This is a genomic window from Streptomyces coffeae (genome assembly GCF_016741875.1).
GTDB lineage: Bacteria > Actinomycetota > Actinomycetes > Streptomycetales > Streptomycetaceae > Streptomyces > Streptomyces coffeae.
Window position 1 is genome coordinate 63,077 of sequence record NZ_JAERRF010000027.1, and the last position, 24,467, is coordinate 87,543.

Annotated in this window: 20 protein-coding genes, 1 tRNA gene and 1 riboswitch; of the genes, 8 read left to right on the forward strand and 13 right to left on the reverse strand. The window is 71.1% G+C overall.

Translation table 11 applies throughout. The features are described from left to right. Positions 1-5: 5 nt before the first annotated feature. Positions 6-884, reverse strand: a complete 879-nt coding sequence (locus JK363_RS32675; RefSeq protein WP_201880885.1) for a MurR/RpiR family transcriptional regulator — start codon at positions 882-884, stop codon at positions 6-8. 348 nt (positions 885-1,232) lie between these two features. Between JK363_RS32675 and JK363_RS32680 the strand changes: the two genes are divergently transcribed. Continuing rightward, positions 1,233-2,657, forward strand: a complete 1,425-nt coding sequence (locus JK363_RS32680; RefSeq protein WP_201880887.1) for a purine-cytosine permease family protein — start codon at positions 1,233-1,235, stop codon at positions 2,655-2,657. 11 nt (positions 2,658-2,668) lie between these two features. Here the strand turns inward: JK363_RS32680 and JK363_RS32685 are convergent, their stop codons facing one another. Continuing rightward, entirely contained in the window at positions 2,669-4,057 is a 1,389-nt protein-coding gene (locus tag JK363_RS32685) for an acyl-CoA synthetase (protein WP_201880889.1), read from the reverse strand. Positions 4,058-4,162: 105 nt separating this feature from the next. Between JK363_RS32685 and JK363_RS32690 the strand changes: the two genes are divergently transcribed. Beyond that, on the forward strand, positions 4,163-4,543 hold the full coding sequence (locus JK363_RS32690) for a hypothetical protein (RefSeq protein WP_201880891.1): 381 nt from the start codon (positions 4,163-4,165) through the stop codon (positions 4,541-4,543). Positions 4,544-4,858: 315 nt separating this feature from the next. On the opposite strand, the gene JK363_RS32695 is transcribed toward JK363_RS32690, so the two are convergent. Then, complete coding sequence (locus JK363_RS32695; protein WP_201880893.1) at positions 4,859-6,244, reverse strand: cystathionine beta-synthase; 1,386 nt, start codon at positions 6,242-6,244, stop codon at positions 4,859-4,861. Positions 6,245-6,435: 191 nt separating this feature from the next. Between JK363_RS32695 and JK363_RS32700 the strand changes: the two genes are divergently transcribed. The 3 genes from JK363_RS32700 (at position 6,436) to JK363_RS32710 (ending at position 10,365) form a co-directional block, all read left to right on the forward strand. Next, positions 6,436-7,452 carry an SGNH/GDSL hydrolase family protein gene (locus JK363_RS32700; protein WP_236076280.1) on the forward strand — a complete coding sequence of 339 codons (1,017 nt, stop codon included), beginning with the start codon at positions 6,436-6,438 and terminating at the stop codon, positions 7,450-7,452. 508 nt (positions 7,453-7,960) lie between these two features. After that, positions 7,961-9,181 (forward strand): acetyl-CoA C-acetyltransferase, encoded by a 1,221-nt coding sequence (locus tag JK363_RS32705; protein ID WP_201880895.1) that lies wholly within the window; start codon positions 7,961-7,963, stop codon positions 9,179-9,181. 257 nt (positions 9,182-9,438) lie between these two features. Then, positions 9,439-10,365, forward strand: coding sequence for a hypothetical protein (locus JK363_RS32710; RefSeq protein WP_201880897.1), 927 nt, complete (start codon positions 9,439-9,441; stop codon positions 10,363-10,365). 163 nt (positions 10,366-10,528) lie between these two features. Here JK363_RS32710 and JK363_RS32715 read toward each other — a convergent pair whose 3' ends face one another. Continuing rightward, a complete protein-coding gene (locus tag JK363_RS32715; protein WP_201880898.1) occupies positions 10,529-10,855 on the reverse strand; it encodes a hypothetical protein in 327 nt (108 codons plus the stop codon). Positions 10,856-10,978: 123 nt separating this feature from the next. Between JK363_RS32715 and JK363_RS32720 the strand changes: the two genes are divergently transcribed. Next, positions 10,979-11,209 (forward strand): DUF4287 domain-containing protein, encoded by a 231-nt coding sequence (locus JK363_RS32720; RefSeq protein WP_037954490.1) that lies wholly within the window; start codon positions 10,979-10,981, stop codon positions 11,207-11,209. A 162-nt stretch (positions 11,210-11,371) separates the two neighbouring features. Here the strand turns inward: JK363_RS32720 and JK363_RS32725 are convergent, their stop codons facing one another. Both JK363_RS32725 and JK363_RS32730 read right to left on the reverse strand, forming a co-directional pair. Beyond that, positions 11,372-12,265 carry a Bax inhibitor-1/YccA family protein gene (locus JK363_RS32725; protein ID WP_201880899.1) on the reverse strand — a complete coding sequence of 298 codons (894 nt, stop codon included), beginning with the start codon at positions 12,263-12,265 and terminating at the stop codon, positions 11,372-11,374. A 185-nt stretch (positions 12,266-12,450) separates the two neighbouring features. Next, positions 12,451-12,533: transfer RNA gene (locus JK363_RS32730), tRNA-Leu, on the reverse strand. 446 nt (positions 12,534-12,979) lie between these two features. On the opposite strand from JK363_RS32730, the gene JK363_RS32735 reads away from it, so the two are divergent. Together JK363_RS32735 and JK363_RS32740 are read left to right on the forward strand one after the other, a co-directional pair. Further along, positions 12,980-13,762, forward strand: a complete 783-nt coding sequence (locus JK363_RS32735) for an ABC transporter ATP-binding protein (protein WP_201880900.1) — start codon at positions 12,980-12,982, stop codon at positions 13,760-13,762. An 80-nt stretch (positions 13,763-13,842) separates the two neighbouring features. Beyond that, complete coding sequence (locus JK363_RS32740) at positions 13,843-16,389, forward strand: ABC transporter permease (RefSeq protein WP_201880901.1); 2,547 nt, start codon at positions 13,843-13,845, stop codon at positions 16,387-16,389. Between the two features lie 108 nt (positions 16,390-16,497). Here the strand turns inward: JK363_RS32740 and JK363_RS32745 are convergent, their stop codons facing one another. The 7 genes from JK363_RS32745 to JK363_RS32775 all read right to left on the reverse strand — a co-directional run bounded on the left by JK363_RS32745 (position 16,498) and on the right by JK363_RS32775 (position 24,263). Next, entirely contained in the window at positions 16,498-17,811 is a 1,314-nt protein-coding gene (locus JK363_RS32745; protein ID WP_201880903.1) for a class I SAM-dependent methyltransferase, read from the reverse strand. A gap of 209 nt (positions 17,812-18,020) precedes the next feature. Next, positions 18,021-19,409 (reverse strand): NAD(P)/FAD-dependent oxidoreductase, encoded by a 1,389-nt coding sequence (locus JK363_RS32750; RefSeq protein ID WP_201880905.1) that lies wholly within the window; start codon positions 19,407-19,409, stop codon positions 18,021-18,023. Positions 19,410-19,803: 394 nt separating this feature from the next. Beyond that, complete coding sequence (locus JK363_RS32755) at positions 19,804-20,766, reverse strand: Ppx/GppA phosphatase family protein (RefSeq protein ID WP_201880906.1); 963 nt, start codon at positions 20,764-20,766, stop codon at positions 19,804-19,806. Next, entirely contained in the window at positions 20,763-21,341 is a 579-nt protein-coding gene (locus JK363_RS32760) for a DUF501 domain-containing protein (protein ID WP_201880907.1), read from the reverse strand. Before JK363_RS32760 ends, JK363_RS32755 begins: the two co-directional genes overlap by 4 nt. Positions 21,342-21,406: 65 nt before the next feature. Further along, complete coding sequence (locus tag JK363_RS32765; RefSeq protein ID WP_201880908.1) at positions 21,407-21,889, reverse strand: FtsB family cell division protein; 483 nt, start codon at positions 21,887-21,889, stop codon at positions 21,407-21,409. Between the two features lie 159 nt (positions 21,890-22,048). After that, a complete protein-coding gene (gene eno / locus JK363_RS32770; RefSeq protein ID WP_201880909.1) occupies positions 22,049-23,329 on the reverse strand; it encodes a phosphopyruvate hydratase in 1,281 nt (426 codons plus the stop codon). A gap of 253 nt (positions 23,330-23,582) precedes the next feature. Next, positions 23,583-24,263: a LysM peptidoglycan-binding domain-containing protein gene (locus JK363_RS32775; protein WP_201880910.1), complete on the reverse strand. Its 681-nt coding sequence runs from the start codon at positions 24,261-24,263 to the stop codon at positions 23,583-23,585. 7 nt (positions 24,264-24,270) lie between these two features. Further along, positions 24,271-24,461: riboswitch (cyclic di-AMP (ydaO/yuaA leader) on the reverse strand. Positions 24,462-24,467 lie beyond the last annotated feature (6 nt).

Genomic DNA, 24,467 nt, shown 5'->3' on the forward strand with positions numbered 1-24,467 from the left:
GAGGGCTACTCCACGAACAGCCCGCGCGCCACCGCCTTCGCGTCGAACTCCTCCAGCCGCGCCTGCGCGTCCGGCAGGGCGTCGCACATCGCCTCCAGCAGCACCCGCCCCAGCAGCATCGGCGCACAGGCGGTGTCGAAGGCCAGGCCGGTGCCCACCGCCCCGGGCAGCAGCAGATCGCTGTGGCGGGCCACCGGGGCGAAGGCGCTGTCGGCGACGGTGACCACGGTCAGACCGGACTCCCGGGCGTACTCCAGACCCTCGACGACCTCGCGCGGATGGCGCGGCAGCGCGAAGCACAGCAGGGCGCCGGCGCCCGCGCGCTGGGCGGCGTCGATGCGGTCGGCGAGCATCGTGCCGCCCTCGTCGAGGAGCCGGACGTCCGGGTGGACCTTGCGCGCGAAGTAGGCGAAGCCGCCCGCCTGGGCGGAGGCGGCGCGCAGTCCGAGGACCGGCAGCGGCCGGGACTCCGCGAGCAGCCGTCCGGCGCGTTCGACCGGGGCGGGGTCGGCCAGCAGGGCGGCGAGATGGCGCAGGTTGTCGATCTCCGACTGCACCGCCTGCTGGTACTCGTTGTACGCGCCCTCGGCCACCGGGGGTTCGGCGGGCGCGACATCGCGCAGATGTTTGCGCAGCGCCGGATAGCCGTCGAAGCCGAGCGCGACCGCGAAGCGGGTCACGGACGGCTGGCTGACACCCGCCAGTTCGGCGAGTTCGACGCTGGACAGGAACGGGGCGTCCGCCGCCCGCCGCACCATGCAGTGGGCGATCCGCCGCTGGGTCGGGGTGAGCCGGTGGCCCTCGAAGAGCGCCTGGAGCCGGGCGGCACCGCCCCCGGTGTCCGCCCCCGCGGCGTCCGGCGCCGTGCCGTTGTCGGTCCTCATCGCGTCCGTCCTCCTGGCCTCGCACTGTCCGGCATATGAGACATCCTCCAGGGCGCTCCGGCCCGAACACGCCCTGCACCGACGGCAGCCCGGCGTTCCGTCCCATATCGCGAACAGAAGGTACCGCCGATCAACGCAGACCTCTTGACTTCTATTCACTCACCCATGACCGTGCATGACTATATGCAGACAGCGCAAGGGGACGCGAATGTATCGCTTCACCTGCCGCGTCGGCCCCTGCTCCCCTGCCTTCCCCCCAGAACCACACGCAGCCGCACCACACGCAAGAGCACAAGAAACCAGAAATACGCCAGGAAATACGCGAAGAACCAGCCGCAGGAGCACCGTATGCCCGACTCCCTGGTCGAAAGACGCTCCATCGACGTCGTTCCCGACGCGGAGCGCCACGGCACCGCCTTCAGCCAGTTCACGCTGTGGGTCGGCGCGAACCTCCAGATCACCGCCGTTGTCACCGGCGCCCTCGCCGTCGTGTTCGGCTCAGGCGCCTTCTGGGCCATCCTCGCCCTGCTGCTCGGCAATCTCCTGGGCGGCACCGTCATGGCCCTCCACTCCGCCCAGGGGCCGCGGCTCGGACTGCCCCAGATGATCTCCTCCCGGGCCCAGTTCGGGGTGCGGGGGGCGATCGTCCCGCTGCTGCTGGTCATCGTGATGTACGTGGGCTTCTTCGCCAGCGGCAGCGTCCTGGCGGGGCAGGCGGTCGGTGAGCTGACCCATCTCGGCGACACCACCGGCATCGTGCTGTTCGCGCTCATCACCGCCGTGACCGCCACCGTCGGCTACCGCCTGATCCACGCGCTCGGCCGGATCGCCGGAGTGATCTGCGCGCTGGCCTTCGTCTACCTCGGCATCCGGCTCCTGGACCGCGCCGACCTCGCCACCCTGCTGCACGACCGGACCTTCGACGTCCCGCTCTTCCTCCTCGCGGTGTCGCTGTCCGCCTCCTGGCAGCTCGCCTTCGGCCCGTACGTCGCCGACTACTCGCGCTATCTGCCCCGCTCCACCTCCGCCAGGGCCACCTTCTCCTGGACCCTGGCGGGCACCGTCCTCGGCTCCCAGTGGTCCATGACCTTCGGCGCCCTCGCCGCCGCGGCGGCCGGTGACGCCTTCATCGGCCATGAGGTCTCCTACGTCGTCGGCCTCGGCGGCGGCGCGGCCGTGGTCACCTCGCTCCTCTACTTCGTCATCGCCCTCGGCAAGCTGACGGTCAATGTCCTCAACACCTACGGCGGCTTCATGTCGATGGTGACCAGCGTCAGCGGCTTCCGGGGCCGCACCACCCTCTCCCCGCGCGGCCGCGCCGCCTACATCGCGGCCATCATGGTCGCCGGTACGGCGGTCGCCCTGCTGGGCAAGGACAGCTTCCTGTCGTCCTTCAAGGACTTCCTGCTGTTCCTGCTGGCCTTCTTCACACCGTGGAGCGCGATCAACCTCGTCGACTACTACGCCATCGCCAAGGAGCGCTATGACATCCCCGCGCTCAGCGACCCCAACGGCCGCTACGGCGCCTGGCGCTGGAAGGCCCTGATCACCTACGCCGTAGGCGTCCTCACCCAACTCCCCTTCCTGGCCACCCACTTCTACACCGGCCCGTTCGTGGAACCGCTGGGCGGCGCGGACATCTCCTGGATCGTCGGCCTCGTCGTCCCCGCCGCCCTCTACTGGCTGCTGGCCCGCAAGGACACCGACCGCGTCCCGGACCGCATGATCCTCGCCCCGGACCAGACCGAGCCCCGGCCCGCCACCGCGAGGTGACGCACCGGCGCTCACGCCGGGGGCAGCAGCTTCTTCTGCGGCTTGCCCATGGCGTTGCGCGGCAGGGCGTCCAGGAAGCGGACCTTGCGGGGGCGCTTGTGGACGGACAGCTGGGTGGCGACGAAGTCGATCAGGTCCTGTTCGGTGACGCCGTCGGCGACGACATAGGCGACGATCTGCTGGCCGAGGTCCTCGTGGGGTGCGCCCACGACGGCCGCTTCGTGGACGGCGGGGTGGTCCAGCAGGGCGTTCTCGATCTCGCCCGCGCCGATGCGGTAGCCACCGGACTTGATCATGTCGGTGGAGGCGCGGCCCACGATGCGGTGGAAGCCGTCCGGCTCGACGGTGGCGATGTCACCGGTGCGGAACCAGCCGTCCTCGGTGTAGCAGCCGGAGGTGGCCTCGGGGCGGTTCAGATAGCCGTCGAAGAGGGTGGGGCCGGTGAGCTGGAGCTCGCCGACCTCGGCGCCCTCCTCGGCGGCGATCCGGGTGCGGATACCGGGCAGCGGGGTGCCGACGGAGCCCGGGCGGCGCTCGCCGTCGGCGCGGGTGCTGACGGTGATCAGGGTTTCGGTCATGCCGTAGCGCTCGACCGGGCGCTGACCGGTGAGCCGCTCCAGATCGCGGAAGACCGGGGCCGGGAGCGGGGCACTGCCGGAGACCAGCAGGCGGGCGCCGGACAGGGCGCGGGCGGACTCCGGGTCCTGGACGACGCGGTTCCAGACGGTGGGTACGCCGAAGTAGAGGCTGCCCCCGGCCGCCGCGTACGCCGCCGCCGTCGGCCGGCCGGTGTGCACCAGGCGGCTGCCGGTCCGCAGCGCGCCCAGGACGCCCAGCACCAGACCGTGCACATGGAACAGCGGCAGCCCGTGGACGAGGGTGTCCTCCGCCGTCCAGGCCCAGGCGTCGGCGAGCGCGTCCAGATCGGCGGCGACGGCGCGACGGGAGATCACCACGCCCTTGGGCGCGCCGGTGGTCCCGGAGGTGTAGAGGGTGAACGCGGCCGACTCCGGGGCGGGTTCGGCCTTGCTCCACTCCGCGCGTTCGGCCGGGTCCACCCGTACGGTCTCCACCGGCACCTCCGCGATCTCCGCGGCCGCTCCGGCGAGAAGCAGCGCGGCGCCCGAGTCCCGCAGGATGTGGTCGCGTTCGGCGGGACCGGAGTCCGGCGGTACGGGGACCGCGGGCACCCCGGCGAGCAGCGCGCCGACCACCGCGACCACCGTCTCCGAGGTCGCGGACGCGTGGACCGCGACGGCCGGGGCACCGGCGATGCGGGCGGCGACCGCGCCCGCGGCGCCGAGCAGTTCCTCGCGCGAGAGGCGGTGGCCGCCGACGGTCAGCGCGTCGGGGCGGTCTCCGCCGGAGGCGGCGAGGGACGTGAGGAGAGGTGCGGTCACGGATGGGACTCCTTCCACGGGCGGGCCGGGGCATCTGTCACCCCTCCCCGGTTGGGGGGCTAGCCCTACCGACACAGCCTCCCCGTCACCGTACCGTCGCCAAGCATGGACCCCCTCGACCCCGAACCGAACAAGGAAGCCGACGCGACGCTCCGGACCGCCGACCGCCATCAGCGGCGGCAGATGGCCGAGCGGCAGATGGCGGCCGCGCGCGGCCCCCGCCCGTACGGGAGCGACGGCCGGGAGCCGGCCGGCGGACCGGCCGGCGGGCTGGGCACGGACGGCTTCGGCGAGCGGTTCGCCTTCGTCGGCGTCTCCCTGGTGCTGGCCATCCCGCTGTCGGCGATCGGCGCGGTCAACGAGGGGCTGGCCGGGCTGCTGGTCACCTGGGCGGGGATCGTCGGGGTCAACGCGACGCACGCCTTCGGCGGCCTCTCCCGGCTGCGCCGCGGCAGGCGCGAGGCCGACGGGGTCCAGGGGGACTGACGTGTCGGTGGGGTGATGAACGCGGGGACCGCCGCACCCCGGTGAGAACACCGAGGGCGGGACGACGGCGGTCCCCGCGGGGACGCGGGCCGAGTCAGGGACGGCCACAGCGTCCGGGCGACCATGGAGGTCCGGGAGCCGCTCCGGAAGTCCTGTCGCCGCTGGGGGTGTCGGGGTCGTCCGTTTCCCGACAACCCCCAATCTGCCGGAGCCGTGTTAACCCTGTGCTGCGAGCGCGTGACACATTCGTACCAGTTGCCCGAAGCCCCATCCCGTCCGTGCCATACGGCAGTTGGGGCCCTTGCGGACCAGGACCTACTTGGGGGTGCGGGCCAGGTACGCCAGCAGGTCCTGACGGCTCACCACACCCTTGGGCTTGCCCTCCACCAGCACCACGGCCGCGTCCGCCCGGCCCAGCACCGCCATCAGGTCCGCGACCGGCTCACCGGAACCGACATGCGGCAGCGGCGGGCTCATGTGCTTCTCCAGCGGGTCGCTGAGCTCGGCACGGTGCGCGAACAGCGCGTCCAGCAGCTCGCGTTCCACCACGGAACCGATGACCTCGGCGGCCATCACGTCCGGGTGTCCCGCACCGGGCTTGACGATCGGCATCTGCGAGACGCCGTACTCCCGCAGCACCTCGATGGCCTCGCCGACCGTCTCGTCCGGGTGCATATGGACGAGGGAGGGCAGCCCGCCCTCCTTGCCCTGGAGGACGTCACCGACGCGCACCGCCGGACCGTCCTCCTCGAGGAAGCCGTAGTCGGCCATCCACTCATCGTTGAAGATCTTGGAGAGGTAGCCACGGCCACTGTCCGGCAGCAGCACGACCACCACATCGTCCGGGCCCAGGTCCTTCGCCACCCGCAGCGCCCCGACGACCGCCATCCCGCAGGAGCCGCCGACCAACAGCCCCTCCTCCTTGGCCAGCCGCCGGGTCATCTGGAAGGCGTCCTTGTCGGAGACCGCGACGATCTCGTCCGCGACGTCCTGGTCGTAGGCGGTCGGCCAGAAGTCCTCGCCGACGCCCTCGATCAGATACGGGCGGCCGGAGCCGCCGGAGTAGACCGAGCCCTCCGGGTCGGCGCCGATGACCTTGACCCGGCCGTCACTGACGTCCTTCAGATAGCGCCCGGTGCCACTGATGGTGCCGCCGGTGCCGACGCCCGCCACGAAGTGGGTGATCCGGCCTTCGGTCTGCTCCCACAGTTCGGGACCGGTGGTCTCGTAGTGCGAGCGGGGGTTGTTGGGGTTGCTGTACTGGTCGGGCTTCCAGGCCCCGGGCGTCTCGCGCACCAGGCGGTCCGAGACGTTGTAGTACGAGTCGGGGTGCTCGGGGTCCACGGCGGTCGGGCAGACCACGACCTCGGCGCCGTACGCCCGCAGCACGTTGATCTTGTCCGTGGACACCTTGTCCGGGCAGACGAAGATGCACTTGTAGCCCTTGCGCTGGGCGACCATCGCCAAGCCCACGCCGGTGTTGCCGGAGGTCGGCTCCACGATCGTGCCGCCGGGCTTGAGCTCTCCGGACGCCTCGGCCGCCTCGATCATCCGCACCGCGATGCGGTCCTTCACCGAACCGCCGGGATTGAAGTATTCGACCTTGGCCAGGACGGTCGCCCGGATGCCTTCGGTCACGGTGTTGAGCTTCACCAGCGGGGTATTGCCGACCAGCTCAATCATCGATTCGTAGTACTGCACACCTGCTCCTGGTCCGGTTCCGCGGGATCTCCGCGTCGGGGCGGCCGCCGTCGCGGGCCCATGCAGTCAGCTTATTGCGCTCCCGGACCCTCCGACCGGCGCGTTGCGAGGGAGCCTCCCCTGGGAAACTAGGTGTTAGCAGGCCGTACGGACCGGCCTGCGGCGCGTGCGGACGGAGGTGGGCTGAACCCATGTCGATGTCGAGGGCGAGGGTGGCGCGGCGGATCGCCGCCGCGGCGGCGTACGGGGGCGGCGGGATCGGGCTGCTGGGCGGGGTGGCCGCCGTGCTGGTGCTCACCGAGGTGTCTCTGGCGAAGCGGGTGGTGGGCGGCTCCGAGGCCGCCCCGCCGCGGGCGGACGGGCGATATGGCTTCGCCTTCGCCCGCAGAACCGGCCAGCCCCCTCTGCGGCTGGCCTTTCTAGGTGATTCCACAGCCGCCGGGCAGGGCGTCCACCGCCCTAGTCAGACGCCGGGCGCGCTGCTGGCCTCCGGGCTCGCGGCGGTGGCGGAGCGCCCGGTGGATTTGCGGAACGTGGCGCTTCCGGGCGCCCAGTCCAGCGATCTGGAGCGCCAGGTCACGCTGGTGCTGGACGATCCCGAGCAGCTGCCCGACGTCTGCGTGATCATGATCGGCGCCAATGACGTCACCCGGCGGATGCCGCCCGCGCAGTCGGTGCGGCTGCTGTCGGAGGCGGTGCGGAGGCTGCGCGAGCGCGGCTGTGAGGTGGTGGTGGGCACCTGCCCCGACCTCGGCACCCTCGAGCCCGTCTACCAGCCGCTGCGCTGGATCGCGCGGCGGCTCAGCCGCCAGCTGGCCGCCGCCCAGACCATCGGGGTGGTCGAGCAGGGCGGACGTACGGTCTCGCTGGGCGATCTGCTGGGCCCGGAGTTCGCGGCGAACCCGCGGGAGCTGTTCGGCCCGGACAACTACCACCCCTCGGCGGAGGGCTACGCCACGGCCGCCATGGCCGTCCTGCCCACGCTGTGCGCCTCGCTGGGCCTGTGGCCCGAGGAGGCGCCGGAAACCCGCGACGAGGGCATCCTGCCGGTCGCCACGGCCGCCGCGGAGGCCGCGGCCGAAGGCGGTACCGAGGTCACGGCGGCCCGCGGCCCCTGGGCCCGCCTCCTGCGCCGCCACCGCCCCACCGAGCCGACCCCCACCGAAGGCCCCGTCCCGGCCCCCTCACCCCCACCAGTCACCCACTGAGGCCCGTCACCCCCCGACCCCCGCCGGGCGGTGCGGGGCGCGGGGGACGCCGCCTCGGTCCCACGCCAGGCTCGCAACCAACACACACACACACCGGGCCCGCCCGTCGGGGCCCGGGGTCCCGGACCGGACGCCCGGGACGGCCCAAGCCGGGCCCACACCGCGTCCCTCGCCGGGCTCACGTCGGACCGCCTACCGGCCCGCACCAAGCCGCGAGCGGCGGGGCCACGGCGAGGAAGCTCACACCTGGGTGGCCCCGGAGCCACGTCGAGCCACACACCGGGCCGCCCCGCGCCGGGCGGCGCCCTCGCCCGCAGGGCGGTGCGGGTCCCGGGGGCCCCGGGACCCAGGGTTCCCAGGGGCGCGCGCCCCGGGGCCAGTCCTGGGCGGCTGAGCGTACGCTTGGAAAAAGAGTTCCGCGTCACAGGCCGGACCCCGTGACCACCGGGGTACGTGCAGGTAACTTCCCACACAGTCCAGCCAAGCCCTTCCGCCCCATGGAGCCGTGATGCCCGAAGCTGTGATCGTCTCTGCCGCCCGTTCACCCATCGGCCGAGCCTTCAAGGGGTCGCTCAAGGATCTGCGGCCGGACGACCTGACCGCCGAGATCATCAAGACCGCGCTCGCCAAGGTGCCGCAGCTCGACCCGCGCGAGATCGACGACCTGATGCTGGGCTGCGGTCTGCCGGGCGGCGAGCAGGGGCACAACCTGGGCCGGATCGTGGCTGTGCAGATGGGGATGGACCACCTCCCGGGCTGCACCATCACCCGCTACTGCTCCTCCTCGCTGCAGACCTCGCGGATGGCCCTGCACGCCATCAAGGCGGGCGAGGGCGACGTCTTCATCTCGGCGGGCGTCGAGATGGTCTCCCGTTCGGTGAAGGGCACCTCGGACGGGCTGCCGGACACCCACAACCCGCTGTTCGCCGACGGCGAGGCCCGTACCGCCGCGCGCGCCGAGCAGGAGGGCACCGACTGGCACGACCCGCGTGAGGACGGTCTGCTGCCCGACCCGTACATCGCGATGGGCCAGACCGCCGAGAACCTCGCCCGCCTCAAGGGGATCACCCGCGAGGACATGGACGAGTTCGGCGTGCGGTCCCAGAACCTCGCCGAGGAGGCCATCAAGAAGGGCTTCTGGGAGCGCGAGATCACCCCGGTGACCACCCCCGACGGCACCGTGGTGGCCACGGACGACGGCCCGCGCGCGGGCACCACGCTGGAGGCGGTACGCGGCCTGAAGCCGGTCTTCCGCCCCGATGGCCTGATCACCGCGGGCAACTGCTGCCCGCTCAACGACGGCGCCGCGGCGCTGGTGATCATGTCTGACACCAAGGCGCGCGAGCTGGGCATCACCCCGCTGGCCCGGATCGTGTCCACCGGGGTCTCCGGGCTCTCCCCCGAGATCATGGGCTACGGACCGGTCGAGGCATCCCAGCAGGCGCTGGCCCGCGCCGGGCTCTCCATCGGCGACATCGACCTCGTGGAGATCAACGAGGCGTTCGCCGCGCAGGTCATCCCCTCCTACCGCGATCTGGGCATCGACCTGGACCGGCTGAACGTCAACGGCGGTGCCATCGCCGTCGGCCACCCCTTCGGCATGACCGGCGCCCGGATCACCGGCACGCTGATCAACTCGCTCCAGTTCCACGACAAGCAGTTCGGTCTGGAGACCATGTGCGTCGGCGGTGGCCAGGGCATGGCCATGGTCATCGAGCGGCTGAGCTGAACCGAGCCAGGCCGAGCCGCGCGGAGCCGCGTCACGCGGCACCGCGCCGGGCCGCGGCGAGACTGTGACCGAATCTCCCCCAGGATGTGACAAAGGTCCTGGGGGAGGCTTGTCTCCCCAGCTCAGCCACGGTCGTCCAGCCCCTTCCGGCCTCGGATTCCATCCCTTTAGTGACGTTATGCACTGACGCCGAGAGGCGCCGCACGTCAAGCTGAGGTAGGAATTCGGGGGATCCATAACAACCGGGAGTTAAGTCAGTGAGCCCCATGACCCTTGTCGTCCTCCTGGCCGCGGTCACCGCCACGGCCGTGGGCGTCGCCGCCCTGCACACCGCCCGCGGTGTGCGCCGGCAGATCACCGAGCTGCGGGCCGACCTCGCCGCCACGGTCGCCGCCGCCGGCCAGGCGGCCCGGGACGGCCGGGCGGACGCTGCCACGGTGCCCGCTGCCCGCACCACCCCCGCCGCCGAGATACGCGCCGCCGTGGCGGACGCGCTCGCGGAGGAGCGGGAGCGGGAGCTGGCCGAGGCGCGGGCGTTCTGGGCCGCTCAGGAGGCCAGGGACTCCGCGGGGTCCGCCGACGCCCACCCGCTGCTCGGCGGGGTGTCCGGGCCCGGCGACGACTCCGTGCAGGACAGCCAGCTCTTCGTACCCCGCCAGGCCGATCTGGCCGGGCTCGAGCCGCTGCTCGGCCTGGACGCACTGGGCCATGACACCCTCGACCCGGCCGGGCAGCCGGAGCCCGAGGCGGAGGTGGAGCTCGAGGTGGCCGCCGAGATGCGCACCGAGGCGGAGCTGGAGGCCGAGTCCGTGGAGTCGGCCGAGCTCGCGGCCGCGCGCCGCCGTCACCCCTCGCACCCCGACTTCACGCCCTCGTCACCGGTGGCCGACCACGACCGTACGGTGACCCGGCTCACCGAACTGGCCGACGACCGCGTACCGCTGGCCGATGTGCGCCCCGGGCCCCTCGGCACCCTCGATGTGTACGTCTTCGCCGACGGCACCACGATCTGTATGACGCCGGGCCACCGCGAGACCGCGGACCTGCTGGCCGACGCGCTGCGCGAGGGCACCGCGCCGGTGCTGCTCGGTGGCTCGGGCGTCTCCGGCGCCTACGCGCTCACCTTCGGCTGCGGGGCCGAGAAGGTGTACGTCCTCGCCGACCGCGTCATCGCCTCGCTGTAGCCGCAGCGCCCCACTCCAGGCACGGCGCCCCGCTGTGGCCGCCGCTTCCGCCGGGCCCGCCGCTACCACCGCAAGCGCCGTATCCCCGGCCCCCCGCCTCCTCGCAACGCCGTACCCCCGGGTCCCCCCGGCCGCGTACTCCCGGCTCCGCCGGACGGCCCGGTCAGACTCCGCAGCGCGCGGCCGTCTCCGTCACCAGAGTGACCGCCTCGGCGAGCTCCCGCGCGCCGTCGCCCGGCGCGCGCTCCAGCGCGTGCACCACATCATGGCCCGCCACCGCCAGCTGATCCGCGACCGCGAACATCCCCGCGTCCGGCATGATCCTCGGCGGTGTCCCCGGCTCCTCCAGCCGCTGGGCACGCTGTGCCAATTCCCTTGCCAGCGCCAGTCCTTCCGCCGCCGCGCCCTGCCGCAACCGGGACTGGGGCAGGGAGCGCAGCCGGTCGGCGAGCCGGTCGACGGCGGTGAGCAAGGGGGTCACATCATCCACGGCCGAAGCGTATGCGCCACCGACGGACTGTTGCCAACCGCCGAACACTCAGGCACGGTGAGCTGAAGGACCCCACCCGGGTGATTGCACCCGGGTCCGGCATGGACGCGTCCGGAGGCGCCGATGTCCCAAATCTTCTCCGACGAGACTCACCGGAACCTACTCTCCCGCATTCCCCAGTGCACGGGCCGCGAAGTCGCCGACTGGCTCCGCACGGTCGACGAAGGCCCCGCGTTCTTCCGCTTCGAGGAGAAGGTCAGCTGGCTGCGCGGCGAGCATCAGCTCGCCTATGGCCACGCCAAAGCGATCATCCATGAGCACGACTTGAGGCGCGCGGCACGCAAGCTGCTGTAGCCGCGCCCCCTCCCGGGAGGCACAGGCGTGTATCCCAGACGGACCACACGGACCAGACGGACCCAACGGGGTGGCTTACGCCGCAGAAGAAGGGCCCGCGGAGGCAATCGCCTCCGCGGGCCCTTCGCCGTGCACCACCGGTGATGACCGGTGGCGACGGCACTAGTCCCGGAAGATGGAGATCAGCCGCAGCAGCTCCAGGTAGATCCACACCAGCGACAGCGTCAGACCGAACGCGGCCAGCCAGGACTCCTCACGCGGAGCGCCGTACTGGACGCCGTCCTCGATCTGCTTGAAGTCCATGGCCAGGAAGGCCGCACCGAGCACCACGCCGATGATGCCGAAGACGATGCCGAGGCCACCGCTGCGGAAGCCCATGCCGTCACCGCCGCCGAAAGCGGCGAAGAGCAGATTGACCGCCATCAGCAGGACGAAGCCGATGGCCGCAGCGATCACGAAGCGCTGGAAGCGCGCGTTCACCCGGATGAGCCGGGTCTTGTACGCCACGAGCACACCGACGAAGACCGCCATCGTGCCCAGCACCGCCTGCATCGGGATGCCGGACCAGCGCTCGTTGTACACCTGGCTGATGACACCGAGGAAAAGTCCCTCGAAGAGGGCGTAGCCCATGATCAGCGCGGGTGAGGCGGTGCGCTTGAACGACTGGACGAGGCCGAGGACCATGGCCACCAGCGCGGCGCCGAAGCCGACGCCGACCGGGAGCTCGGCGATCCAGGCGGCCACGGCGGCGACGATGACGGTGCCCAGCGTCATACCGGTGCGCATGACGACGTCGTCCATCGTCATGACGGCGGTGCGCGGACCCGTCGGCGGCGCCCCGTACATCTGCTGGAGCTGCTCGGGCGTCAGATTCTGCTGTGCACCGCCCGCGTAGGGATTCGTCGGCGCCTGTCCTTGTGCGTACGGGTTACCACCGGCGTACGGGTTGCCCTGACCTGCGGCGGGGCTCCCGGCCTGCGGCGCCGCGCCGAAGCCGGCGTAGCCGCCGGTGCGGCTGAAACCCCGTCGCGAGAAGACCGGGTTGCTGCTCCTCATCTCACTCCTCCATGGCCGCCCTGCGCGACCTTGACCTCAGAGTAATGGGTAAGCAAAGAATGCACCCTAGTGCCCAAGGAGGATCTTTTCACGCATGACGAGTGCGCGCGAGGCCCTTGCGGGCCCCGCGCGGGAGCAGCGGGCGACCGGACGCGCACGCTGAGTGCCGTTCCACGATCTGGAGGTGCCCGGAACCGGACTTGAACCGGTACGCCCGCGAGGGGCAGCGAGGTTTAAGCTCGCCGTGTCTGCATTCCACCATCCGGGCAACGGCTCCCTGGGCCGTACCGTTCGCATACGACCCTCCCCATAGGAGAGCAGCACGAGCCTATCCGGGGACAAGCCCCCGAACAGCGAATCCCCAGACCGAGGTTGTCTTATTTTATTGGCAACTGAGTGCCCATCAGCGGCGGGGCGGGGTACCTGCGGATGCCGGTCGGCGACCGGACCTGCCCATATGCCGGGTACCGCCACGATCAGGGGAATGACGCAATCTCGATGCCCCCGTCCGGGGGCCCCTCTCCTACCCAGGGAGGAGCCGGGCGGCGGCTCCTACGACCCAAGTGGCGCGCGGAAACCGGAGCACGGGCTGATCCCGTACGGCCGGACGGCAAGGACCATGGAAGGACATCCCCACGCCCGGGTCCCGCAGTACGGGACCAGTCCCCCCATGGCGCGGGACCGTCCCGTACCGCATGACAGGAGCACTCCACCGTGACCACCACCCCTTCCGGCGTCCAGACCGCCGCCCGCCCCACCACGGCGGCGGCGCGGGCCACGGACCTCTCGAAGGTCTACGGACACGGCGAGACCCAGGTGATCGCCCTGGACGCCGTCTCCGTGGAGTTCCGGCAGGCCGAATTCACCGCGATCATGGGCCCTTCCGGCTCGGGCAAGTCGACGCTGATGCACTGCATGGCGGGTCTGGACACGGTCTCCAGCGGCTCCACCCGGATCGGTGACACCGAACTGACCGCGCTGAAGGACAAGAAGCTCACCCAGCTGCGCCGCGACAAGATCGGCTTCATCTTCCAGGCGTTCAACCTGCTGCCGACCCTGAACGCGCTGGAGAACATCACCCTTCCGATGGACATCGCGGGCCGTAAGGCCGATCAGGCGTGGCTGGACAGGGTGGTGGAGACCGTCGGCCTTTCCGGGCGGCTCAAGCACCGTCCCAACCAGCTCTCCGGCGGTCAGCAGCAGCGGGTGGCGGTGGCCCGCGCCCTGGCGGGCAAGCCGGACATCATCTTCGCCGACGAGCCCACCGGCAACCTGGACTCCCGGTCCGGTGCCGAAGTCCTGGGCTTCCTGCGCAACTCGGTGCGGGAGCTGGGCCAGACGGTGGTGATGGTCACTCATGACCCGGTGGCCGCCTCCTACGCCGACCGGGTGGTCTTCCTCGCCGACGGCCGGATCGTCGACGAGCTGCGCGACCCCTCCGCCGAGGCGGTCCTGGACCGGATGAAGCGCTTCGACGCCAAGGGCCGCACCAGCTGACGGGACGCCACATCCGTCCCGTCGGCCGCCGACCCGTACGCCTCGCCGACCTCTCCAAGACCCCTCAGGACTGACACCTCATGTTCCGTACCGCCTTGCGCAATGTGCTTGCGCACAAGGCCCGGCTGCTGATGACCACGCTCGCCGTGCTGCTCGGCGTGGCCTTCGTCTCCGGGACCCTGGTCTTCACCAACACCATCTCCGACGCCTACCAGAAGAGCTCCGAGAAGGGCTTCTCCGGCGTCGACGTGGCCATCACGCCCCATAGCGACTCCGACGACAACACCGGCAAGCCCGGTGAGGCGCCACGGCTCGGCCAGCGGGTGCTGGACCGGGCGGCCCAGGTGCCCGGCGCCGCCTCGGCGACCGGCACCGTCTCCGGCTACACCGCCCTGTCCAAGAAGAACGGCGACCTCCTCGGCAGCGGCTTCTCCAACCTCGGCGGCAACTACTACCCGGGCAAGGACGGCAAGGACCCGCGGTACACGCTGACCGACGGCCGCGCGCCGAAGGCCGCGGGCGAGGTGGCGCTCGACGCCAAGTCGGCCGGGCGCGGCCACTACGCGGTCGGCGACACCATCCGGGTGTCGGTGGACGGCCCGGTCCGCAAGGAGAAGGTCGTCGGCGTCTTCACCACCGACGACGGCAATGTGGCGGCGGGCGGCAGCCTCGCGCTGTTCGACACCCCCACCGCACAGCGGCTGTTCGCCAAGCCCGGTCAGTTCGACGAGATCGATGTGAAGGCCGCGGCGGGCACCTCGCAGACCGCGCTGAAGTCCGCGATCGACAAGGTCCTCCCCAAGGAGGCCGAGGCCGAGACCGGTCAGAAGCTGGCCGACGACCAGGCCGAGCAGATCAAGGCGAGCATGAGCGGGATGCAGACCGGCATGCTGGTCTTCGCCGGTATCGCGCTCTTCGTCGGCATCTTCATCATCGCCAACACCTTCACCATGCTGGTCGCCCAGCGCACCCGGGAGCTCGCCCTGCTGCGCGCGGTCGGCGCGACCCGCCGTCAGGTCACCCGCTCGGTGCTGATCGAGGCCACCGTCGTGGGCATCATCGCCGGTGTCACCGGTCTCGCGGCCGGTGTGGGCATCGGCGCCGGGCTGCGCTCGCTGCTCAACTCCACCGGGGCCACGGTCCCGGACGGCCCGCTCGTCGTCGACGCCAACACCGTGCTGCTCTCCATGGCCGTCGGCATCGTGGTCACCGTGCTCGCCGCCTGGCTGCCCGGCCGTCGCGCCGCGAAGATCCCGCCGGTCGCCGCGATGAACAGCGTGCACGCCCCGCCGAGCACCCGCGGTCTGGTGGTGCGCAACACCATCGGCGCGATCCTCGCCGCGGGCGGTATCGCGCTGGTGCTGGCCGGGGCCGGAATGGGCACCGACGGCAAGGGCTTGATGGGGACGGGCGCCGCCGTGCTGGTGATCGGGGTGTTCGTACTCACCCCGCTGCTGTCCCGGCCGCTGATCGCCGCCGCCGCGCCGGTGCTGCGGTTGTTCGGCATGCCCGGCAAGCTGGCCCGGCAGAACGCGGTGCGCAACCCGCGCCGTACCGCCGCCACCGCCTCGGCCCTGATGGTCGGCCTCACCCTGATCACCGGTATGACGGTGATCGCGGGCAGCGTCCAGAAGGGCATCGACAAGATGGCCACCGACGCGCTGAAGTCCGACTACGTGGTCAGCATGGGCGGCTTTGACGGTCAGCGTCCGCTCTCGCCGGACGTGGCGCGCACCATCGGCAAGATGCCCGAGGTCACCGCGTACAGCCCGCTGCGCCAGTCCGCCTCCCGGATCGACGGCGACAGCGAGTTTCTGACCGGGGTCGACGGGAAGTCCATCACCGACCTGGTGAACGTGGACTTCGCCCAGGGCTCCTTCGCCGGACTCTCCGGCAACAAGGCGGTCGTGGACGACAAGATGGCCAAGTCCCACGGCTGGAAGCTGGGCTCCTCGATCCCGGTGACCTACGAGGACGGCCGCCGCGGCACCCTCACCGTCCAGGGCATCTACACGGGCAACGAGATGATCCGCGGCATCATGCTGGACTCCGGGACGCTCACCCCGCACATGTCCACCGTCACCGATATGCAGGTGATGGTGAAGACCAAGGGCGGCCCGTCGGAGGAGGCCAAGGACGCCCTGAAGAAGGCGCTCGGTGAGAACCCGGCGATCCAGGTGCAGAACAAGCAGGACATCTCCGACGGCATCGCCAAGTTCTTCACCCTGATGCTCAACATGCTCTACGGGCTGCTGGGCATGGCCGTGCTCGTCGCCGTGCTGGGGGTCATCAACACCCTGGCGATGTCGGTCTTCGAACGCTCCCAGGAGATCGGGATGCTGCGGGCGATCGGCCTGGACCGGCGCGGCATCAAGCGGATGGTCCGGCTGGAGTCGCTGGTCATCTCACTCTTCGGCGGAGTGCTGGGGCTCGGCCTCGGAGTGTTCTTCGGCTGGGCGGCCGGGGAGATGATCGCCAACGGGATGCCGACCTACGAGCTGGTGCTGCCCTGGGGCCGGATGGCGGTCTTCCTGCTGCTGGCCGCCCTCGTGGGCGTGCTGGCGGCGCTGTGGCCCGCCCGCCGCGCGGCGAAGCTCAACATGCTGGCGGCCATCAAGGCCGAGTAGCACGGCGCCGAAAGCGGCGCAGAAGCGGCGCAGAAGCGGCGCAGAACTGGACGTCCCCGTCCGCCCCTCACCGGGGCGGGCGGGGACGTCGCCGTCTCTCCCGCCGCGCTACTCCCGCCAGTCGCGGGCGCGCAGCGGCAGCCCGGACGCTCCGTCGCCGGGGGTGCGCACGGCCAGGACCTGGTTGACGCCGATCCGGTTGCGCTCGAAGGACAGCGCGCACGCGGCCATGTAGAGCCGCCAGACCCGGGCCCGGCCCGGGGAGGTGAGCCGTACCGCCTCCGTCCAGTGCCGCTCCAGGTTGGTCACCCAGGCGCGCAGGGTGAGCGCGTAGTGCTCGCGGATGGCCTCCACGTCGCGCACCTCGAAGCCCGCCTCCTCCAGCTGGGCGACGGTCCGGCCGACCGGGGCCAGCTCGCCGTCGGGGAAGACATAGCGGTCGATGAACTCGTCCACCCGGTACGCCGCTTCGTCCGGCTCCGGACGCCGGGCGATCTGGTGGTTGAGCAGCCGCCCGCCGGGCTTCAGCAGCCGGTGCAGGATGGCGGCGTACTCGGCGTAGCGCACGGCGCCGACGTGCTCGGCCATACCGATCGAGGAGATCGCGTCGAAGGGCCCGTCGACGACCTTGCGGTAGTCCTGGACCCGGATCTCGACCCGGTCGGTGAGCCCGGCTTCCGCGATGCGCTTGCGGGCGTACGCCGCCTGCTCCTCGGAGAGGGTGATGCCGACGGCGGTCACCCCGTACTCGCGCACCGCGTGCAGCACCATCGAGCCCCAGCCGCAGCCCACGTCCAGCAGCCGCTGCCCGGGGCGCAGGGCCAGCTTGCGGCAGACGAGGTCGAGTTTGGCGTGCTGGGCGTCCTCGAGCGTGCCATCGGGCCGGTCCCAGTAGGCGCACGAGTAGACCATGGAGGGGCCGAGCACCCGCGCGTAGAAGTCGTTGCCCACGTCGTAGTGGTGGCTGATGGCCGCCTTGTCGCGGCGCAGGGTGTGCAGCGGCCCGCGGCTCGGGACGCGCACCTCCTCACGGGGCGGAGGCGGCGGCAGCCCCGGCCCGGCGAGCGCGATCAGACCGAGGGCGGCGGAGCGCAGCGCGGGGTCGCGCAGCGCCTGGAAGGCGGCGGTGAGCCGGGACTGCCGGGAGCCGGGGCCGCGCTCCCACAGCAGCCCGGCGAGCGCGTCCAGGGCCTGGTACAGATCGCCCTCGATGTCCAGGTCACCGGCCACCCAGGCGCGGGCCAGGCCCAGTTCGCCGGGCCTCCACAGCAGCCGGCGCAGCGCCCGGCGGCGGCGTACGACGAGGGTGGGGGTGCCGGGCGGTCCGGCCTCGCTGTGGTCCCAGGCGCGGATCCGGAGCGGGAGCGGGGCTCCCAGCGCCTCCTCGGCCAGGGCGGCCAGTCGCCCAGCGGCGTCGGTCATGTCGCACACCTCCGTGATGGCAAGTCAGCGAGGATTTACTCACCACGTAAACACCATGGAACCATCCGTACAGTCCCGGCGACACGTCTGGAATCGGCAAAAGTCATCCCGCGCGCCGGAGGATGGCGGGGTGTGCGCATGCCGAAGGGCGCCCGCCCCACGGATGGCGGACGCCCTTGGCGTCGGTTGTGCGTGCGCAGGCCCTCAGGTCAGGACGCGCCGGCCTTCTCGGCCTTCTCTGCCTTCTCGGCCGGGGCCGGTCGCGCGGCCGCGGAGACCGGGGCGGCCGCCTCGTAGAACTCCTCGCGGGGGTTCTCGATGGCGCCCAGCGAGACGACCTCGCGCTTGAGGAACAGCCCGAGCGTCCAGTCGGCGAGCACACGGATCTTGCGGTTGAAGGTCGGCATCGCCATACCGTGGTAGCCGCGGTGCATGTACCAGGCGAGACGGCCCTTCAGCTTGATCTTCATCTTGCCGAAGACGATCATCGCGACGCCCTTGTGGAGGCCGAGGCCCGCCACGGCGCCCTTGTTGGCGTGCTTGTACTCCCCCTGCGGGAAGCCGCGCATACCCGAGATCACGTTGTCGCCGAGCACCTTGGACTGGCGCAGCGCGTGCTGGGCGTTGGGCGGGCACCAGGCACCCTCGCCGACGGCGAGGTCCGGCACCTGGGCGTTGTCACCGGCGGCCCAGATGTAGTCGGTGCCCTTGACCTGGAGGGTGGCCTCGGTGTCCACGTGGCCGCGGGGGCCGAGCGGGAGACCGAAGCGGGCGAGGGCCGGGTTCGGCTTGACGCCGGCGGTCCACACGATGGTGTTGGAGTCGACCTCGAGGCCGTTCTTGAGCACGACGTGGCCGTCGACGCAGGAGTTCATCGAGGTGTTGAGGTAGATCTCGATGCCACGCTTCTGGAGGTGCTCCAGACCCCACTGGCCGAGCTTCGGGCCGACCTCGGGGAGGATCTTGTCCGCGGCGTCGACGAGCACGAAGCGCATGTCCTCGCGCGAGACGTTGGGGTAGTACTTGGCCGCGTCGCGGGCCATGTCCTCGACCTCGCCGATGGTCTCCGCACCCGCGAAGCCACCGCCGACGAAGACGAAGGTGAGCGCCTTGCGGCGGATCTCCTCGTCGGTCGTGGAGTCGGCCTTGTCGAGCTGCTCGAGGACGTGGTTGCGCAGGCCGATGGCCTCCTCGACGCCCTTCATACCGATGCCGTTCTCGGCGAGGCCGGGGATCGGGAAGGTACGGGAGACCGCGCCGAGCGCGACGACCAGGTAGTCGAAGGGCAGCTCGTACGACTCGCCGACGAGCGGCTGGACGATGGCGACCTTGCGGTCCTGGTCGATGGACGACACCCGGCCGGTGAGGACTTCCGCCTTGGGGAGCACCCGCCGCAGCGGGACCACGACGTGACGGGGGGAGATGCTGCCGGCCGCAGCTTCGGGAAGAAAGGGCTGGTACGTCATGTACGAGCGAGGGTCGACGACCGTGACAGTCGCCTCGCCGTACCGCATCTTCTTCAGGATGCGGCGCGCCGCGTACAGGCCAACGTACCCACCGCCTACTACGAGGATCCTGGGACGCTCCGTGGTGCTCATGTTTCGAGTATCCAGCACCCCTTGGGGGCGGGCTCGTGAGCCCCTTCACAAGCTCCTTGGGGGTGTCTGCTACACTCCGCCGCCCCCGTGATCGACGCCATACTCGGGGAGGGGAACCGCCCGCCGATCCGGGACGTTCCCACCCCGCTGAACAGGGCTTGCGCCTGAACGCGGGAGTAGCCCAGGACCCCGTGACGGGGTCGGGCGAGATGACCGGAAGCTGCCACGATGCGGGCAACGGCGGGGCGGGGCCGCCGAAACGGCCCCGGACGGCCACCGCAGGCGGCGACCAGGGCCCTTTTTCATGTGAAGGATTTCACGAACTTTCTTCCGGGCGGCATACGGAAGACCCCCGGAGGGGCCTCCGTGGCCGCTCATACGTTGTTGATCCCGCTCAGGCGATGCTCCAGGCGATGCCGTCGAGGATGTCGTGTTCGCTCACCACGACCTCCTGGGCGCCGGTCCTTTCCATGATCGAAAGCAGCACGAGCGCCCCGGCGGCGATCACATCGACCCGCCCCGGATGCATCACCGGAATCGCCGCCCGCTCCGCGTGGGTGGAGGTCAGCAGCTTGGTGGTGATCTCCCGGACCCGGTCGGCCGGGATCCGCGCGTGGTGGATCGCGGTGGAGTCGTACTCCGGCAGGTCCAGCGCGATCCCGGCGACGGTGGTGACGGATCCGGCGAGGCCGGTCAGCGTATGGCCGCCCGCGCCGGGGCGGCAGACACCGGTGAGCGGCACGGTCTCCTCGGCCAGGTCCAGCGCCCGGTCGATATCGGCCCGTATGGCGCTGATCTGATCCGGTGTCGGCGGATCGCTGATGGTGCCGTCGGTGACCAGATGGCGTTCGGTCATCCGGACACAGCCGATGTCGACGCTGCGGGCCGCGCGGACCGCGGTGTCCCCGGCGACGAACTCCGTGGAGCCGCCGCCGATGTCCACCACCAGATACGGGCCGCTCAGATGCTCATGCCCGGACAGCTCCTTGGTGGCGCCGGTGAAGGAGAACTCCGCCTCCTGGTCGCCGGTGATCACCTCGGGTCCGACGCCCAGGATGGCGACGACGCCGTCCACGAACTCCTGGCGGTTCTCGGCGTCGCGGGAGGCGGAGGTGGCGACGAAGCGGACCCGCTCGGCCCCCAGTTCGCGTATCACCGCGGCGTACTCCCGGCAGGCCGCGAAGGTGCGCTCCAGCGCCTCGGGGGCCAGCCGCCCGGTGCGGTCCACGCCCTGGCCCAGCCGGACGATCGTCATCCGGCGGTCCAGCTCGGTCAGCTCACCGGTGGCCGGGTCGGCGTCGGCCACCAGCAGCCGGATGGAGTTGGTGCCGCAGTCCACGGCCGCGACGCGGGTCATACGCCGTCCTCCCGCTCGCCGGTGGCACCGGACTCGTCCGCGGCACCGGATTCCTCCGTTCCGCAAGTGCCGACGCACGGGCCCTTGCGCCACCACTCGGGCAGCATCGCGATGGCCTCGTCGCCGAGCGGATTGACCCCGGGGCCGACCGCGAGCGCATGGCCGACCAGGACGTGCAGACACTTCACCCGGTCCGGCATGCCGCCCGCGCTGGGGAAGCCCTCCAGCACCTCGATGGCGTCGCGCCGGGCGATGTAGTCCTCGTGGGCGGCGCGGTAGGCGGCGGCCAGTTCGGGATCGGCGGCCAGCCGGGCCGTCATCTCCTTCATCACGCCCTCGGCCTCCAGCGTGCCGATCGCGGAGGCGGCGCGCGGACAGGTCAGGTAGTAGAGGGTCGGGAACGGCGTACCGTCCTCGAGCCGCGGCGCCGTCTCGACAACATCGGGGTTGCCGCAGGGGCAGCGGTGGGCGATCGCGCGCAGCCCGCGCGGCACCCGGCCCAGCTGCTTCTTGACGGCGGCGATGTCCGCGTCGGTGGGCGCGGTGGGCTCCGTCTGCGGAGGGGGCGTATCCATGAGTGGGAGTGTTCTCTATCGATCGGTTTCGGACCGGGCGCGACCGGAGCGCGAACGGTGCCGGATCAGCGGGGTGCGTGGGCCGCCTTCGGCTCGTCCGCCGTGTCCACGGCGTCCCAGAGGTTGGTGTACCAGGGGCGTCCGGCCGCCCCCTGGTCGGTGGGCTGCTCGCTGTACGCGCTGCCGTCCACCACGCTGAAGCCGGTCTCCCCCGGCATCAGGAAGTGCAGCCGCTCCCGGGCCTGCTGCTCGGTGAAAGCGGGGTCCTGGAGCCGGGCCTTCTTCTCGCGCAGCTTCTTCACGTCCTCGCGCGCCTGCTGGGCCTCGCGCCGCTGGTCGGCGATCTGCGAGCGCTGGGAGATGTACTGCCGCATCGGATAGGCCAGCGCCACCACCAGCGAGCAGACGACCAGCGCGAGCAGGGCGGCCCGGCCGGTGAGCCGGCCGCGGCGGCGACGGGCGCGCACCCGGTAGACCCGGGCGGCGGCATGCTCGCCGAGCGCCTTGAGCCTGGTCGCGGTGGAGAACCGGTCCCGATCCGCCGGCACATCGCCTCCCCGGTGATGACTTCGCTTCAGTGACGCCGTCCCCGGCCACGGTACGGGACCGCGGCCGGGGACATGCGTCAGACGTGTCTGCTACTCAGGTCGAACGCGTACGCGTGCCGAGCGCACACCTCGCGTCCTTCGGCGGATGCGCGTCGGCGGTCAGCCCTTGAAGCGCGGGAAGGCGGAGCGGCCCGCGTAGACCGCGGCGTCGTCCAGGATCTCCTCGATGCGCAGCAGCTGGTTGTACTTGGCGACGCGCTCGGAGCGGGCCGGGGCACCGGTCTTGATCTGGCCGCAGTTGGTGGCCACGGCCAGGTCGGCGATGGTGACGTCCTCGGTCTCGCCGGAGCGGTGGGACATCATGCACTTGAAGCCGTTGCGCTGGGCCAGCTCGACGGCGTCGAGGGTCTCGGTCAGCGAGCCGATCTGGTTGACCTTGACCAGCAGCGCGTTGGCGGTGTCGTTCTCGATGCCGCGGGCGAGGCGCTCGGGGTTGGTGACGAACAGGTCGTCGCCGACCAGCTGGACCTTGTCACCGAGCTGGTCGGTGATGGTCTTCCAGCCCTCCCAGTCCTCCTCGTTCAGCGGGTCCTCGATGGAGACCAGCGGGTACGCGGCGACCAGGTCGGCGTAGTAGGAGGTCATCTCGGCGGCGGTGCGGGACTTGCCCTCGAACTCGTAGGAGCCGTCCTTGTAGAACTCGGTGGCGGCCACGTCGAGCGCCAGCGCGATGTCCTGGCCCGGCTGGTAGCCGGCCTTCTTGATGGCCTCGACGATCAGGTCCAGGGCCTCACGGTTGGAGTCGAGGTTCGGCGCGAAGCCGCCCTCGTCGCCGAGACCGGTGGACAGGCCCCGCTCCTTCAGCACGGACTTCAGGGTGTGGTAGACCTCGGCGCCCCAGCGCACGGCCTCGGAGAAGGACTCCGCGCCGATCGGAGCGATCATGAACTCCTGGATGTCCACGTTGGAGTCGGCGTGCGAGCCGCCGTTGAGGATGTTCATCATCGGAACCGGCAGCAGGTGGGCGTTGGGGCCGCCCAGGTACCGGAAGAGCGGGAGGTCGGACGCCTCGGAGGCGGCGTGCGCGACGGCGAGGGAGACGCCGAGGATGGCGTTGGCGCCGAGCGAGGACTTGTCCGGGGTGGCGTCCAGGTCGAACATCGCCTGGTCGATCAGGCGCTGCTCGGTGGCGTCGTAGCCGACGAGCTCGGGACCGATCTGCTCGATGACGGCGAGAACGGCTTTCTCCACGCCCTTGCCGTTGTAGCGGTTCTTGTCCCCGTCACGGAGCTCGAGGGCCTCGAAGGCGCCGGTGGAGGCACCGGACGGAACGGCGGCACGGCCCGTGCTGCCGTCGTCGAGGCCAACCTCGACCTCGACCGTGGGGTTGCCTCGCGAGTCGAGGATCTCGCGAGCTACGACGACGTCGATGGACGGCACGAGGTTCTCCTTCGTATGTGTCTGCGGTAGCAGCACGAGCCTAACCGGACCGGAGGGCTGCACCCCCCGTTGCTCGTCCCGCGAGACAGGACGTGGCATAAAAAGGCAGATTTAAGTGCGGATATCTACATTTTCCATAAACCCATGAGCCCCGGCCGGGACACACCGCGGGGCGGCGCGCCCGGCCGGGGCTCATGGTCGACGCGTGGTCGACGCGTGGTCGACGGGACCCAGCTCCGGCGCCGGACCGGGGTCAGCTCAGGTGGAGCTGCTGGCCCGGGTAGATCAGGTCGGCCTGCTCGATGATGTCCTTGTTCAGCTCGAAGAGCTTCTGCCAGCCGCCCTCGACCTTCTCGGCCTCGGCGATCTTGCCCAGGGTGTCACCGGCCTTGACCTTGTACTCGCCGTCGCCCTTCTTCACCGGCCCACGGGTCTCGTGGCGCGCGGCGCGGTCGGGCTCGGAGCGGGTCTCGGCCTTCGGCTGTGCGGGCTTGGGCGCCGGGGCCTGCGACTCCTGCTGACCGGAGTCGGAGGAGCCCGAGGAGCCCGAGCTGGACGGGGTGCCGCCGGTGGTCAGGCCCGTACCGCAGACCGGCCAGGCGCCCTTGCCCTGGCTGCCGAGAACCTTCTCGGCGATCTGTATCTGCTGGTCCTTGGTCGCCTTGTCGGCCGTGGGGGCGAACGCGGTGCCGCCGTAGGCGGCCCAGGTGGAGCTCGAGAACTGCAGTCCGCCGTAGTAGCCGTTACCGGTGTTGATGGACCAGTTGCCGCCCGACTCGCACTGCGCGACCGTGTCCCACTGGGCAGTGGTGGCGGCGGAGGCGGAGGTGGCCCCGATGAGCGGGGCGGCCACGGCGGCGCCCGCGAGACCGGCGAGCGCGGCGATGCGGGTGGCCTTGGACGGGCGGCGGTGCTTGCCGTTGGACTTGAGCATCGTTGGTTCGTTTCCTCACCGACGCCTACGAGGTGAGCTGTCGGGTTCGGGCGTGAGTTGCCCGGCCGTTCACAAGCGATCGACGAACGATCGACGATCGATCGCGCCCGGCTTCACCCCAAGCCGACGAGCCCGTGTCCACAGGCCATTCGGCACCTACCTTGGGTCCCCCGCTCCTGCCTTCGGCGCTGACGCGTCGGTTCC

Coding starts and splice junctions, on each gene's coding strand:
- JK363_RS32675 (WP_201880885.1), bottom strand. CDS start 884: ATGAGGACCGACAACGGCACGGCGCCGGACGCCGCGGGGGCGGACACC.
- JK363_RS32680 (WP_201880887.1), top strand. CDS start 1,233: ATGCCCGACTCCCTGGTCGAAAGACGCTCCATCGACGTCGTTCCCGAC.
- JK363_RS32690 (WP_201880891.1), top strand. CDS start 4,163: ATGGACCCCCTCGACCCCGAACCGAACAAGGAAGCCGACGCGACGCTC.
- JK363_RS32700 (WP_236076280.1), top strand. CDS start 6,436: ATGTCGATGTCGAGGGCGAGGGTGGCGCGGCGGATCGCCGCCGCGGCG.
- JK363_RS32705 (WP_201880895.1), top strand. CDS start 7,961: ATGCCCGAAGCTGTGATCGTCTCTGCCGCCCGTTCACCCATCGGCCGA.
- JK363_RS32720 (WP_037954490.1), top strand. CDS start 10,979: ATGTCCCAAATCTTCTCCGACGAGACTCACCGGAACCTACTCTCCCGC.
- JK363_RS32725 (WP_201880899.1), bottom strand. CDS start 12,265: ATGAGGAGCAGCAACCCGGTCTTCTCGCGACGGGGTTTCAGCCGCACC.
- JK363_RS32740 (WP_201880901.1), top strand. CDS start 13,843: ATGTTCCGTACCGCCTTGCGCAATGTGCTTGCGCACAAGGCCCGGCTG.
- JK363_RS32745 (WP_201880903.1), bottom strand. CDS start 17,811: ATGACCGACGCCGCTGGGCGACTGGCCGCCCTGGCCGAGGAGGCGCTG.
- JK363_RS32750 (WP_201880905.1), bottom strand. CDS start 19,409: ATGAGCACCACGGAGCGTCCCAGGATCCTCGTAGTAGGCGGTGGGTAC.
- JK363_RS32755 (WP_201880906.1), bottom strand. CDS start 20,766: ATGACCCGCGTCGCGGCCGTGGACTGCGGCACCAACTCCATCCGGCTG.
- JK363_RS32760 (WP_201880907.1), bottom strand. CDS start 21,341: ATGGATACGCCCCCTCCGCAGACGGAGCCCACCGCGCCCACCGACGCG.
- JK363_RS32775 (WP_201880910.1), bottom strand. CDS start 24,263: ATGCTCAAGTCCAACGGCAAGCACCGCCGCCCGTCCAAGGCCACCCGC.